The organism is Psychrobacter sp. DD43, assembly GCF_904846555.1.
In the GTDB taxonomy this organism is placed as follows: Bacteria; Pseudomonadota; Gammaproteobacteria; order Pseudomonadales; family Moraxellaceae; genus Psychrobacter; species Psychrobacter cryohalolentis.
On the sequence record NZ_CAJHBE010000007.1, the window covers coordinates 47,379 to 61,923 of the forward strand.

Sequence of the window (14,545 nt, forward strand, 5' to 3'; positions counted from 1 at the left end):
AGACAATGGTTTTGCTTATATACTTTTACAAAGGAGAGCCAATAAACAGATGTAATCTGACTGGAATACTTTCTTCTGTCACGCCAGCGGCAACATCGACGCGTACCACGCCAACGGGCGATGCCCAGCGGATACCGACGCCAACGCCAACTTTGGTGTCTGTATCAAAATCTTTGTCATAAGCGTTACCGATGTCGGTGAAAACCGCCCCGCGAAAGCCGGGTTTAAACTCATAGTTATATTCTGCACTACCAACTGCGAGGATTTGTCCACCGGTCAGATAACCTTTATCTAGTGGCGATAAGCTTTCGTAGTCATAACCACGGATACTTTGGTCACCACCAGCAAAGAAGCGCAGCTTATAAGGCACCTCATTAAAGTCATCTGCCCAAATATAACCGGTATTGATACTGCCAAGCACTTGATGCTTATCATCGGCACCAAAGCTATAAATACCGCTGACGCCAGCGCGAGCGATTGCTAGATTGGTATCGCTAAGCGCTTTATCAGCACCCGCTTCAATCGAATAGTATTGGCGGATACCGCTAGTGGGATTGGTGACACTATCTACATCTGTCTTACTGATGCCATAACCAAGTAATAATGCTTGCTGTCTAGGCTCTGAAGACGTAAAGCGAATAGGAAGATCGTTTAACTGCGCTTCATCATCAATACCCGTTTCTAACTCATCTAAACGGTAGCGCAGAGAGTAGCTGCGATTCCAACCCGTTTCACGGCGGATATTACGCGCTAGCGACCCTTTTAGGGTTTTGGTAGACAAATCAAAATTGCCTTCACCTTGATTAATCGCCTCTTCTTCATAAGTTAAACTTGCTTCAAGCTTGTCATTCAAAGGGTGCTTCCAAGGCCTGCTAGCATAGACACCGACATTTTTAGTGATTCTCGAAACTTCTGTCTCAAGTCCTGCCTGATAGCCTTTACGATTGAGCAGATTATAATCTATTTTCGCGGTTGCGCGGACACCAGTATCGGTACCATAACCAATACCCACCTGAGCATCACGCGGTTTATTCGCTGCCACAAACACGTATAGGGGTACTTTCTTACTCTCTAACACTTCTTGAGGTGTTTTACGCCCTGCCAATGTTGGTGGTACGAAGTTCTCATCCGCCAATATACTTTTCTCATCCGGGAATATCTTTTGTGCAATGTCGCTGATAGCATCACTAATTTTACCTAAAATACTGTTTGAATCTTGGTCTTTTTCATCCAATACCCGATCATTTGGCAGACGGCTTAAGCGTTCTGCTTTTTGCTTAATGGCCTGGAGCTTCTCAAGCGTCTCTTCATCGGCTTCAAATTCGATAGCAGCAATGTCAGCCGCATTTACTTTCTCTCCGCTATTGGCATAAAGCTCGCCTTCATTACTAACACCTTCTATTTGGCGCGCATTAACATCAGAAGCATTGTTTACTTCATCATCCATTGTTTCAATAAAATTGTCTACATTTGGTGAGTTATCAAAGGCCAAAGTAGCACTTTGTGTGCGCTCATCTGGCGGCAAAATCGACTCAACGTTGATGGTATTAAAATAACGGGTCGCCGATAAATCGTTACTGAATTTGGTGACAGCGGGACGATAAAAAGGATCGCCTTCTTTAAAGTCGAATAACTGCCTTAACAGTGACAATTCAACGGGCAGTTTTGCAGGATCACGGGTCAGTGTCCCTGATTCTCTATCATAAGTAAAAAATACCACTTCATCAAACTCATAGCGATCGCCAGTATTGTAAACCAGTGAAACATCTGCTGTGTTATCAGGCAAGATAATATCGACGGATTTATTTAACCAATATTGATCAAAGTAACCGTAAGTATTACTGAGCGACTCAAGGGCAGCTTTACTGTCTTTGTAGACGCGGTGGTTGAAGATATCGCCTTCTTTTAGTGGCAGATCTTTTTCAAGCTCAATAAATTCTTTTTGCTCACTGCCTGCACCGCGAATGTCGACAATCCGGCTATCGACACGTACGGGCTCACCCAGCTTTTCAATGACGACGTCGATCGTGTCTGTATAAGGCTGGCTTAGACGCAAAGTCACATCATAGTAACCAACTGCTTTTGCGGCATCTAATGCGGTTTGGCGTAAACGCGGTAATGCCGCTGTAAAGTCAACGACAGACTGCACAGTGGTATCATCAAGCGCCGCCTTGATATTCTTAATAGGCTGCACATCGTCATCAGCTTTGACTAGTATCGGCTTGGTATTTACAGCATTGCTATTGTTAGCTGCGACTTGTTGTAAGTAAATCGTAGTATCTACGTGTGGTAGCGCCAGTGAGCCTGAATTAAACAATCGATTATAGAGACGCTTGACAATATTGCCTTTATTACGCGCCATTGGACTCGGCGTTTTGGCTTGCTCGATACTTTCGCTAACGGCTTCGGTATCGTTTTGATAATCTGGCAAATAGTCATCAGGATTGATCGAGTTTTCTGTATTCTTTGATTGATTGACGTTGGCTAAAATATCGTTATCCATCACTTCACTGGCATTACCACTGCTGACAGCATCGCTAACCGTAATAGGACGCGCCATGATCTCTGCTCGCTCAGCAATGCTTTCATTGATGCCTAATGTATCTAAATTACTGGGTATCGGCAGATTGGTCGCGTCTAATTCCACATCCAACCCAATCGGCGGCGTACGATCGTCTAAAGTGGCGACAGGTGCATCAAAACCACTATTATTACTAGTGCCAATATTACTAGTGCCAATCCTATCGATATCTTGCGCGTTTTGTCTGTCCATCGCCGCAAGCTCACGATCAATCTCTTCAGGCGTCATCATCTGATAGCCCTGCTGCTGTATCGCTGCTGCTTGCTGCTCTAGATCTTGATTTGTATCAAAATTTTGCGCATCATCGAAATCATTATTAAAGCTATTGGCATTTTCTGGAATAACATTACTGTTAGTCTTGCCAGCTGAATTTTTCGCGTTTGGATTCTTAATACCTAGCGTTTGCTTACTATAGTCATCCAATACCGATTGCTCGATAATACCTTGCTCGACCGCTTTTTTTAGGCGCAGCGCATCTAACGCCATATCCAGCTGACGGTCATCATCAGAAATCGCCGCTTTGGCGGTTTTCGGTGACGCTGCTGTAGCATTTTTTGCTGTTATCTGGCTGCTTATAGCGCTATTATTTGAATCAGTAGTAGCGGCAAAAGCTGCAGGGGCAAGACTACAGCCAAAACCGACCAAGCTGGTGGTCAATGCACTAAAAAGCGCTGTGCGGGTAAAATAAAGACGCGGAGTGTCGTTAGCACTAATAGCAGCGCTAGATTTGATTGAACTATTTTGGCAACCTAAGAGGTCAGGCAACTTAACAGGTACGTTATGCACTGGTGTTGAAGGCTGATGTTTCATATTCATTCCTATTCCCTCACGCAGTGCAAGGTTGCTGACGCTGACGACTGCTAAGTCTTAGCGGTAAATACAGTGATGACAACAATTATAATGAGCTAAAACAATTTTTTAACTTGCAGCTTTACTTTTTGTCTGACGATTTAGCCTACGATTGAAGCATTAATATGTAATTAGTATATAAAAAATTACTTACATCAGACCATTTAAGCATCGGCATCAGACCATTTAAGCATCGGCAAACCTTTGCTATTGGCCACTTTATTAGGATTTAGTCGGCTAAAATTTACAAATCATAACTTAGTTAATTATGAAATCATAGCATTGGACGTATGTATTTTTGCCAAAGCCTTGCTATTATACGGCTTAACATTGATAAAACCTATGCCATATTTAGTTAAGTTTTTGATAGCGTTGATAATTACCCTAGTATTAATGACTATCTTCTCCGTCTTGCTTCACTTTTACTTGTCTTGACCCATTTGCAGGAATTTCCATGGCCAATCAGTTTCAGTTATTTAAGCGTCGCCGTTTTAGCGCCATGTTTTTTACCCAATTTTTGGGAGCGTTTAATGACAATATTTTTAAGCAAGCGCTGATATTAGTCTTGACCTACACGGCGGCGAGCCAGCTTGGCGTTGAGGTCAGTATTTTAAATAACTTGGCGGCCATGTTATTTATTTTGCCGTATTTTCTATTTTCGGCGCTGGCAGGGCAAATCGCTGACAAGTTTGAAAAGTCTAAATTGACCCGCTTAACCAAGCTGCTTGAGCTGTCCATTATGGTGATTGCGGCAGTGGGTTTTGTATTTGAGTGGTATGCACTCTTATTTGTCGCGTTGTTTTTAATGGGCACACAATCTACCTTTTTTGGGCCTATCAAATATGCCTACTTGCCACAAGCGATGCAAGAAAATGAATTGGTCGGTGCCAATGGTCTGTTTCAAATGGGTACGTCATTAGCGATATTACTTGGTATGATTATCGCTGGCGTCTTAACCCAAGTGCCACAGCCGCTATATTGGATTAGTCTAACCGTAATAGTCGTTGCGATATTAGGTTATTTCGCCGCCCGATCTATACCCACCATGCCAGCGATGCAGCCTGATTTGAAGATTAATTGGAATATCTTTACCACCAGTGTCTCAACGGTACGTTATTTATATTCCTTACGGTTTTTGTTCTTCGTTATCTTGGGCAACAGCTGGTTTTGGTTTTATGGCGCGACTTTTTTGACCCAAACACCTGAATTCAGCAAAGTCATTCTTCATGGCGATGAATCAGTGGTAATTTTCCTGCTGACTTTATTCTCAGTCGGTGTCTCTATCGGTTCATTATTATGCAAAAGGCTTACCAAGAATCAGGTCAGCTTACGTTTATTACCCTTTGGTATCGCTGGTTTGAGTATCTTTGCTATCGACTTGTATTTTTCGCTATCAGGATTGTCGATTGATGGGAATACTGAGACGTTAATCGGAGTGAGCGGATTATTCGCTATTTCTGGTAGCTGGCGCGTCTTCGTCGATTTATTCTTTTTGGGCTTTAGTGGCGGCTTATATATTGTCCCTTTATATGCATCTATGCAGGCTTACGCACCCAAAAGCCATCGTGCACGTATTGTTGGTGCCAATAATATTTTCAATGCCATATTTATGGTTGGCTCAGCGATTTTTTCTATCGTGGTATTAAATAGCTTAGGCATGTCACTACCGCAGTTATTCCTTGTTACAGGCTTGCTTAATATTGCCTTTGGGGTATTTTTATATACCAAGCTGAACAAACATATTAAACATGCCATCATACAAACTCATGATGATCAGCTAAACAGACATGATTAAAGGGTTTGATAATTTGAATCAACAGCATTAATGACAACTGTTATTATAAATCGATTGCTGAACGCCTCATTATTATGATGCCGACCATTGATGTTGTTTGCTATAGTAAGCGCTAAGATTGAGTAGTAGTCGCTGCAACGCTTTAAAAATTCATAGCAACACGTTATTCATAATAAATAATGCCATCAGGAGTGAATCATGGCTTTGCGTTCCTTATCTAAAATCGATCAATTACTGCTTGGGGTAGACAAGGCATTGCGAGCGGTCGTACCGCATTCCAATCCGAGTACTCGCCCTCTGCCTGTGAGTAGTGATGAGATTCCTGAGCTGAGTATTACAGAATCGCGGCACGTTGCAGGGCTGATGCGTATCAATCATACCGGAGAAGTATGTGCGCAAGGGCTGTATCATGGACAAGCATTTACGGCAAAAGATAATAATGTCAAACAAGCCATGCAGCAATCTGCTGAAGAAGAAGTCGACCATCTGGTCTGGTGTGAGACGCGTCTAAGCGAGCTTGGTAGTCATCCAAGTGTGTTTACACCTTTATGGTATGGCATGTCATTTGGTCTTGGTGCAGTAGCGGGTGCCATCTCTAACGAGTTTAGCTTAGGGTTCGTCGCTGAAACAGAAGCACAAGTTAGCGAACATCTACAAGATCATATTGGACAATTGCCGCCGCAAGATCAGCGCTCAAAAGAGATATTGGCACAAATGGATAGCGAGGAATTACATCATCGTGAGTTGGCACTTGCCAATGGTGGCGCTGGATTGTCGCCACTCATGCGCCATACCATGCGCTGGATGGCAAACCGTATGAAAGCCACGGCTTATCATTTTTAATTGATTTACTTTGACAAACATCATGCTGTAAAAATTGCCTCAGTAATGACTTTTAACAATCCTACTACTGTTTGTATTGAGATTAATTTGCTAGGGTATAAAAATTGTACGATTTTGCCGTAACTATATGAATACGACATCGGCATCGTTATCAAGCAGCTATCAAGCAATGAATTTATCAATACCGACCAAATAGACAAAATAACGATTAAATAAGGTAACTATCTTTATGAACGCCATCAGTCAACCGACCCACTCTCAAAAATCGCCTAAGGTTGCGACTTTAACCGCATTGGCTGCAGCTTGTGCCATGATGTTGTCTGCGCCTGTGAATGCCGCTGAAGTTGATGCTTCAGCGACTGCAAGTATTTCTGTGCCAAGCGCGATTGACTCAAGCAAACGAGTGATTCGCCTTGCTAGACCTAATGCGGCTGTCAGTGCTACTCAGGTGGCAACCACTGTTCAACCAGAAGTGGCAACAAGTACTGCTGCACAAGTGAGTGCTCAAGCAAATATTAATGCCAATCAACAAAGCAATGCTCAAGTTACTAGTTCTCAAGTTACCAATGCTCAAATCACTAATACACAGCCCACTCGTGCACCTCAAAATCCTAGCCAAAATCAAGCAATCCAAGCCAACCAAAATGCTGAGCTTACAGGGACGACGCGAGTTTATGAGCGTGGACCAATGGTTGCAACGGGTATCGATTTACGTAGTGGTCAGCTGCCAAATATCCCAACGCCGCAAGTGCAACTCTCAGACATCAGCTTTGTACCTACCATCTTGATAGCGCAGCAAACCGGTCTTGGTACCGACAAGTTGGATGTCAGCTTACTTGATGATTTTATTAAAGACACATCACCATATGCACGCCATTATCCACCAAACTTCCCTAACCGCACCCAGCGTTATTATGCTCGTGAAAAAATCAAAGTACTAACTGACTGGATTGAGCCTTATGCCAAATCATCCAATGCCTCTTACGATGTGTTATTGCGTGCTGCTAAGCTAAATGGTATGGGACGTAACTTAGATTTAGGGTCAGAATATACGGTACGTGGCGGGCAGTATATTGACCGTGCCATCAAAATCAAACCCGATAGCGGCGAAGCCAACTTTATCTACGGCATGATGCTCTCAGAAGGCGGCGGTTTTAAAGAAGGTCAAAAGTATCTTGATCAAGCCGTCAGCTTAGGTTATACCGAAGCTGAGCAAAGCTTGGCACAATCGGATGTCTTGAGTGATCGCCGTGAAAAAGCGCTAGAGCGTTTGCGTCGTTTGGAACAAAGAGTCCCAGACAATACGGTTATCCGTCAGCAAATCAAGCTGCTCGAAGACGGTAAGTTTTATATTTGGGATTTGCCCGCATCAAATATCAAACCAAATATGTAAATCAAACCCATTTTCACAAGATAACGTGTACAAAATACGTCATCAAAAATAGCTAAAAAAACACTGAAAAAGCATCAATCTTGCGTCTTATTTTATATTGCGAACTTAACAATATAGAACAAAGGCGCTTTTTTGCACCCAATATAAACGCACATTATAAATGTCAAATAAAATTTCATCCCGCTCTTACATTTACTTTTATTTGAAGCGCTGTCTTTCTTTATTATTCTATCTTTTCAGTAGTGCTATTTTCTCCAGCGTCGTATCCAGTAAATTTAGCAAAATTTGAATATAAGACGATAAATACGATAGTCGAAGCACCAAACTTCCGCTACACTCATCCTAATATAATTGCTATTTTATAATACATGCCTGTCCATTATTCACTGGAATTACCTATGATTTTCGCTGACCCTGTCAATAATGCGCCGACAGCTATTCATAAAAATAAGATGCCTTTAGCTGTATTGGCACTGCTATCAGCTATGGCAATATTACCTGCCTGTAGCACTGTCTCTGTCAATAGACAGGCCTCTGCCAAGACGATTTCGGCGCAGCGAGGTAATATTGTCACTGATAACAAGCTCAGTAGTGATACCGCATCATTATTATTGTCAGCAGGGCTCAATGAGCAAGCCTGTATGCAGCAGTTTGAGCTTTGCTTAACACAGCTTGCTGATAGCATGCTTAATAGGCACTATCGCCCAGCACTGGCCGCCTTTTCAGAGTTACACTATGCAAAAGCGCGCCAACTCGCTACCTCAAAGAGCTGTAGCAATGCGCTTGCCCGTCCGCCACTTGATCCCTATTATGCCAATGCACCTTTGGATGATGCTGAAGCTAAAGCGCAGCAGAGCAAAACCGAGATATGTTTAATCGACTATCAAGAGCGTCTCTTTGATGCCATCAAATCCAGCTATACCTACTTATTCTATGACAGCTTAGAGCATGATTTTGAAGGAGCCGATGAAAAAGTAAGTGGCGGGCGGGCAAAAAATCGTATCCCAAGCGATATCGATATCCAAACTCAAGATATCTATAATGCCGCGAGCAACGATGTTATTACTCAGCTTTATCAATCAACAGGCGACATGAACCAATTGATGCGCAATGTAAAAGTAGAGCATCTTGCCACGACCACTAATACCAGCAGGCATGATAGTAGTGAGCTTGCCGTCAATGCAGCCATTGCCAATAGTTCACCCGTCAAAGGACAGCCGACCGATCAAGTCAAAGTAATGAAGGTGCAAGTAGACAACTATCATCTAAACGTCTATTTGCCAAATGAAAACAACTATCTTAAAAATGCCAATGAGAAAAATTCTGCGCTAGCAGACTTAGTATCTACTTATGAGCTGCGCTTGTCGGGGCTAAACTCCATTAGCAAGCGACCGGGTTTAGGTATCAGTTTGGTAGCGTCATTGGACGATCGCTATACCACTACTATTCGTCAATTATTACTCTCTTCGCTCTCAGGTCAAATCGGTCAAGAAGCTGCTAATGGCAGACTTGGCAACAATAGCGCAAGCAACGCTGCAAAAATTGCTCAAGAAGAAGATGCCAGCTCACGCATTTATCCTACTGGGCATCTATTGATGACAGGACTGATTAAACCTACGGGCACTAGCGTACTCGACACCCTAAGTAGTGAGCAGCTAGATATCCATTTATATAACCCTTACCGCAGCGAGAGCGCCTCTATCTTAGGCGATGACTATCCACTGGCCGCCAACTTCTCTGCCGGTTATGGACTCTGGTTAGCAGAAAATCAGCTCGATGGTGTCGGCTATCTAAACCTTATTACCCGTCAAAAAGAAGCCAGTTTACCCAAACTTTTTATGCTTGAGCCCTACGACCCTAATAAACGTGTGATTATCATGCTGCATGGTCTTGCATCAAGTCCGGCAACGTGGGTCAATTTGACCAACGATATTTTTAATGATGATAAATTACGTAATAACTATCAGGTATGGCAAATCTTTTATCCGACCAATCTGCCTATTTTAGAAAATCGCTATCAAATCCAAAAATTAATCACTGCCACTTATCAGCAAACAGACCCTGCAGGGGAAAATCTTGCCAGTAAGAACAGCGTCATTATTAGCCATAGCATGGGCGGCATCATTGCTCGCATGATGTTATCTGATGATAATTTGGCGAATAATCTGGATGCATTAGACGATAACAGTTTATTAGCCAACAGCAGCCAGCGTCAGGTTGACGCCATGCTCAAGCAAGCACTTACCAATAAAGAGCTACGCAACCGTTTTGAATTAAAGGCGCTACCGCAAGTTGATACGGCAGTCTTTTTATCTTCACCATTCCAAGGTACTGACTATGCCGATCGCTGGTTTACCCGTGCGTTACGCCGCATTATTTATTTGCCGGTGGGCTTAGTAAAAACCGTTACGGACAATTTGGCAACCATTGCTATAAAAGGCGACTTGGCGAATAACCCTTTAGGGGCGTTATACCTGCAAAATGGTGCCAGTCAATTGAGTGACAAATCCTCCTTTATTCAATTAACCAAAGACATTAGCATCAACAAACGTGTTACTTATCATTCGATTATTGCCAATAACGATTCTGATATCACAAGAGGTCTGGCTGCAATGCAACCGGAAGGCGTCAAACTTGATTTGTCACAAGCAGTCATAGAAGATGACGATAGCGTAATTGAGACTGTCGATACCAGTAGTACCAGCAATGTAGAAAACTCAGATAATTTAAACGTTTCAGCTGCTGTAGTTGATGGAGAGACTGCAAAAGATGTGACTGCTAAGACAGATACCTTGCCACCTGAAGCACTGGTTGCTGCTGTTATCGTCAATGAAGAGATTAGCCAAGCATTAACTGAGCGTCTGTCAGATGGTATCGTACCCTATACCAGTGCGCATCTTGATGGTGCAGCGTCTGAGACTGTGATCAATGGCGGTCATAGTATCCAAGAAAATCCACAAACCATTCTGACTTTGCGACGTATATTGCATAAACAATTACAGCAATAGCTCAAATTGAATGACAGGTTGGTTATTTTCACAGTAGATTTTTTACAATAGATAGCCAAAAAATATTATTAAAAGGTATTGTTTTATATTACTGTTCTGTATCTATTGATAACCTTACTTAAACAATAGCCATAGCTTGAAAAACACTATATTACATTGTTAATCATTTATGACCAATAGGTGCGTGATATGGCTGGATAGCAACTTGCGCGTAAGCAGACTCAGGCGCATAATGCTGAAATAGAAAATATTTTAATAATGCCATAAGAGACATATCTTATAGTTTATAAGGACATAAATTATTTACTTTAACTAAATAGTAGTGCTTAAATTATCATAGATAAGGTGTTGTCTAAATGACAACGATAGCCAGTTTACATTGACTATTGTTCGTAACACTTCTTATCCTACTGACATCCGTATCGACGGACAGCTACGAACAATGATTTCAGCGTAACATGGAAGCAAGCGCTATTCAGCTACAATATAAGGGTAACCGCTTATGTTCGCTACATTTATGATTGACCAGCTTGATGCGCTGATGCTTGCGCGTATCCAGTTCGCTTTTGTTATTTCATGGCACATTGTTTTTCCAGCTTTTTCAATCGGACTTGCCAGCTTCTTGACCGTTTTAGAGTTTCGCTGGTTAAAAACTGGTGAGCCTATCTATGCCGAAGTCTACAAACACTGGGTAAAAATATTTGCCGTGGTATTCGGCATGGGTGTCGTGTCAGGCGTGGTAATGTCCTACCAATTCGGCACCAACTGGGCAGTTTTTTCCGATAAAGCGGGTAACGTGCTGGGTCCCTTGCTTGCTTATGAAGTATTGACCGCCTTTTTCTTAGAAGCATCATTCTTAGGGATTATGCTCTTTGGCTGGGGTCGTGTCAGTAAACGTATGCACCTTGCCTCAACGGCAATTGTCGCTATCGGTACGCTGATATCAGGGTTCTGGATTTTGGCTGCTAACAGCTTTATGCAGACGCCACAAGGCTTTATAGTTGGCGCAGATGGTCTACTATATCCCACCAACTGGTTAGAAATCATTTTTAACCCCTCCTTCCCCTATCGCTATGCCCATATGATGACCGCAGCTTTCTTGACGACGGCCTTTGTTATCGGCGGCATCGGTGCATATTATCTACAATCCAAAAAACATGTCGAACATCGCAAACATGGTCGTGTCATGCTCGGTATGGCGATGGTGATGGCGATTTTTGTTGCCCCAGCACAAGTACTTATCGGCGATATGCATGGGCTTAATACATTAGAGCATCAACCTGTCAAAGTCGCAGCGATGGAAGGGCTTTGGGAAAATGAGCGCGGTGCACCGCTGGTATTATTCGGCATTCCGGATCAAAAAGCAGAAAAAAATCACTATGAAGTTAAAATACCTTATGTGTCCGGTTTAATTTTAACTCACTCATTTGATAAAGAAGTGAAGGGCCTTAAAAACTGGGCACCAGAAGATCGACCATTCGTTCCCATTGTCTTTTGGGCTTTCCGTATTATGGTTGCCATTGGTATGCTGATGGTATTGGTGGGACTATTTAGTCTATATAAATACTTCAAAAAACAACAATTTAATTCTGACAGTATCTGGTTCCACCGCTTATGGATGATGATGACCCCGATGGGTTTTATCGCCCTACTTGCTGGTTGGTTCGTCACTGAAACCGGTCGTCAGCCGTGGACAGTTTACGGCGTCATTCGCACGGCAGAAAGCATGTCTCCGGTTGCGGCACAACAAGTGGCAACGACGCTGATTGGCTTTATCGTACTATATGTCTTTGTGTTCGGCGCAGGCAGCTTTTATATCTTACGCTTGATCGCAAAGGGTCCACAGCCGTATGAAGACCCTGCTGATGATAACTTCTATGAGCACTCTATCACTGAAGGTCAAGGTCGCACGTTAAGCGGCGATAGTAATGCCAGTGAGAAAGTAGAAGATTTGGATCAGCCTGCTGATGACGTCGAAGATGGAGGATTACGCTAATGTTTAACTTTGGTGACGTATTAGATTTACCCCTCATCTGGGGTGGCTTAATTGCTTTAGCTGTCTTCGTTTACGTGTTACTTGATGGATTTGATTTGGGCTGCGGTATTTTATTCCCGTTTGCAGGCTCGGACAAAAATCGTAGCCGCATGATGAACTCTATCGCCCCTTTTTGGGATGGTAATGAGACATGGTTAGTATTGGGCGGTGGTGGCTTATTTGCCGCCTTCCCAGTCGCCTATGGCATTATTATGACAGGGCTTTATCTGCCGGTCACCTTTATGCTGTTCGGTTTGATTATGCGCGGTGTGGCATTTGAGTTCCGTTTTAAAGCAACCTCACATCGCTATGTATGGGATACTTTTTTCTTTATCGGCTCTGTGGTTGCTACCTTCTTCCAAGGGATTATGCTTGGCGCGTTGGTACAAGGATTAGAGGCAAGTAATCGTTTATATACCGGCGGCCCTTTTGATTGGCTCACGCCATTCTCTGTGGTCTGCGGTATCGCTCTGATTATCGGTTACGCGCTGCTTGGCTCGACGTGGTTGATTATTAAGACTGAGCATAAGCTGCAAGTTTGGGCGCGTAAAGTTTCTGGTTGGATGCTATCAGCATTGGTAGTCGCAATGATTGTCGTGACTGCCTTTATGTATTTCTCAGACATTGATGCGCTTGAAGGTTGGTTTAGTTTCCCAGGGTTATTGTACCTTGCACCGATGCCGATTATCGTCTTGGCGTTATTTTTCTTTATGCGTAAAGACTTGACCTCAGAGCGTGAATATCGTCCGTTCTTATTGACCGTCGTGCTATTTTTGATGGGTTATATCGGTGTTTGTTTTGCGATTTTTCCTTACATCGTGCCGTATCAAATGACCATTTATGAGGCAGCAGCAGCAGATACTTCATTATCATTTATGCTTATTGGTGCTGGCATTATGCTGCCTATTATTTTGAGCTATACCGCCTTTGCCTACTATACGTTTAAAGGTAAAACCGGTCACGAGCACATGTATTAATAGCTATTAAGCAGTATTCTATATTCTAAGTTTTCAGGAGAAAACTGTTGAGGAGAATATCATGAAAAATCTTAGTAAAAAACAATCTCAGTGGGCATGGTTTATTGGTTTATATATCGCAGGTTTTCTGACGATTTTTACCATTGCCCAGCTGATTAAATTGGCAATGGGCGTATAAACATTTATCCCATTAGTTATTCATAAAAAACCGCAGTGCTAATCAATAATTAGCACTGCGGTTTTTTATGGCCTATTACTACTAGATATTATAGATTAAGCACCGCAATGTTCGCTTACACCTTTATTTTCTATAAAGGTATTTACCTGCTCTAGGCGCTCAGGCGTACCAACATCTATCCAATTATCAGGCATGATCTCAGCCGTTACTTGGAATTTTATCATTGCTTGTCTAAGTAAGGGTCCAAGGGCGGCAGATTGACCTGATACCAAGCCATCAACCAATCGTGGCGACACCACACTGATGCCAGCAAAAGTATATTTATCGGCGTCACCAATGGCCTGCTCGCTTGCCAAACCATTATTAATAGCAAAGTCGCCACCCTCATTATGTTCAGGATTATCAATCAACAATAAATGGGCGCGCTGGTCTGCGCTTAGCTCATACGTGACCAACTGACTAAAATCAAACGTCGTCCATACGTCAGAGTTGACTAAAATAAATGGTTCATTTTTTAACTTTCCAGTTTGTAGCGCTTTAAAAATACCACCTGCTGTCTCTAATGGCGCGTCAGCTTCAAGTGACCAATGCAACTGTACGCCAAACTGCGTGCCATCGCCAAGCGTATCCATCAACTTATCAGCCAGCCAAGAGGCATTAATCGTAATATCAGTAATACCAGCGGCTTGTAGCGCTTTAATATGCCAAATAATAAGTGGCTGCCCACCTACTTCCACTAACGGCTTTGGTGTCTCTAAAGTTAATGGACGCAGGCGCGTACCCTTACCGGCTGCCAAAATCATGGCTTGCGTTATTACCGACATAGATAATCCTTATTCTTGGCGAAATTTATACGAGGCGGCTGATGATCAATAGCTTTGAATAC

Annotated in this window: 9 protein-coding genes; 7 read left to right on the forward strand and 2 right to left on the reverse strand. The window is 42.8% G+C overall.

What is annotated here, in order from left to right; translation table 11 throughout:
* Positions 1-25: 25 nt before the first annotated feature.
* The gene (locus JMX89_RS05580; RefSeq protein ID WP_201551087.1) at positions 26-3,397 is read right to left on the reverse strand and encodes an autotransporter assembly complex protein TamA; all 3,372 of its coding nucleotides are present in this window, start codon (positions 3,395-3,397) and stop codon (positions 26-28) included.
* A 487-nt stretch (positions 3,398-3,884) separates the two neighbouring features.
* Between JMX89_RS05580 and JMX89_RS05585 the strand changes: the two genes are divergently transcribed.
* The 7 genes from JMX89_RS05585 to JMX89_RS12970 all read left to right on the forward strand — a co-directional run bounded on the left by JMX89_RS05585 (position 3,885) and on the right by JMX89_RS12970 (position 13,659).
* On the forward strand, positions 3,885-5,225 hold the full coding sequence (locus JMX89_RS05585; RefSeq protein WP_201531238.1) for an MFS transporter: 1,341 nt from the start codon (positions 3,885-3,887) through the stop codon (positions 5,223-5,225).
* A 204-nt stretch (positions 5,226-5,429) separates the two neighbouring features.
* Positions 5,430-6,068 carry a 2-polyprenyl-3-methyl-6-methoxy-1,4-benzoquinone monooxygenase gene (coq7, locus tag JMX89_RS05590; protein ID WP_227673023.1) on the forward strand — a complete coding sequence of 213 codons (639 nt, stop codon included), beginning with the start codon at positions 5,430-5,432 and terminating at the stop codon, positions 6,066-6,068.
* Between the two features lie 229 nt (positions 6,069-6,297).
* Positions 6,298-7,461, forward strand: a complete 1,164-nt coding sequence (locus JMX89_RS05595; protein WP_201551090.1) for a tetratricopeptide repeat protein — start codon at positions 6,298-6,300, stop codon at positions 7,459-7,461.
* A gap of 398 nt (positions 7,462-7,859) precedes the next feature.
* Complete coding sequence (locus tag JMX89_RS05600; protein ID WP_201531235.1) at positions 7,860-10,469, forward strand: esterase/lipase family protein; 2,610 nt, start codon at positions 7,860-7,862, stop codon at positions 10,467-10,469.
* Positions 10,470-10,971: 502 nt separating this feature from the next.
* Positions 10,972-12,465 (forward strand): cytochrome ubiquinol oxidase subunit I, encoded by a 1,494-nt coding sequence (locus JMX89_RS05605; protein ID WP_149409593.1) that lies wholly within the window; start codon positions 10,972-10,974, stop codon positions 12,463-12,465.
* Complete coding sequence (gene cydB / locus JMX89_RS05610; protein ID WP_011514020.1) at positions 12,465-13,481, forward strand: cytochrome d ubiquinol oxidase subunit II; 1,017 nt, start codon at positions 12,465-12,467, stop codon at positions 13,479-13,481. The genes JMX89_RS05605 and cydB overlap by 1 nt, the downstream gene beginning before the upstream one ends.
* 61 nt (positions 13,482-13,542) lie before the next feature.
* Complete coding sequence (locus tag JMX89_RS12970) at positions 13,543-13,659, forward strand: hypothetical protein (protein ID WP_020443792.1); 117 nt, start codon at positions 13,543-13,545, stop codon at positions 13,657-13,659.
* Positions 13,660-13,754: 95 nt separating this feature from the next.
* Here JMX89_RS12970 and murU read toward each other — a convergent pair whose 3' ends face one another.
* Positions 13,755-14,483 (reverse strand): N-acetylmuramate alpha-1-phosphate uridylyltransferase MurU, encoded by a 729-nt coding sequence (murU, locus tag JMX89_RS05615; RefSeq protein ID WP_201531234.1) that lies wholly within the window; start codon positions 14,481-14,483, stop codon positions 13,755-13,757.
* Between the last annotated feature and the right edge of the window lie 62 nt (positions 14,484-14,545).

Bases quoted from the DNA above. Each gene is read 5' to 3' on its own strand.
- JMX89_RS05580 (WP_201551087.1), bottom strand. From the start codon at position 3,397: ATGAATATGAAACATCAGCCTTCAACACCAGTGCATAACGTACCTGTT.
- JMX89_RS05585 (WP_201531238.1), top strand. From the start codon at position 3,885: ATGGCCAATCAGTTTCAGTTATTTAAGCGTCGCCGTTTTAGCGCCATG.
- JMX89_RS05595 (WP_201551090.1), top strand. From the start codon at position 6,298: ATGAACGCCATCAGTCAACCGACCCACTCTCAAAAATCGCCTAAGGTT.
- JMX89_RS05600 (WP_201531235.1), top strand. From the start codon at position 7,860: ATGATTTTCGCTGACCCTGTCAATAATGCGCCGACAGCTATTCATAAA.
- JMX89_RS05605 (WP_149409593.1), top strand. From the start codon at position 10,972: ATGTTCGCTACATTTATGATTGACCAGCTTGATGCGCTGATGCTTGCG.
- cydB (WP_011514020.1), top strand. From the start codon at position 12,465: ATGTTTAACTTTGGTGACGTATTAGATTTACCCCTCATCTGGGGTGGC.
- JMX89_RS12970 (WP_020443792.1), top strand. From the start codon at position 13,543: ATGAAAAATCTTAGTAAAAAACAATCTCAGTGGGCATGGTTTATTGGT.
- murU (WP_201531234.1), bottom strand. From the start codon at position 14,483: ATGTCGGTAATAACGCAAGCCATGATTTTGGCAGCCGGTAAGGGTACG.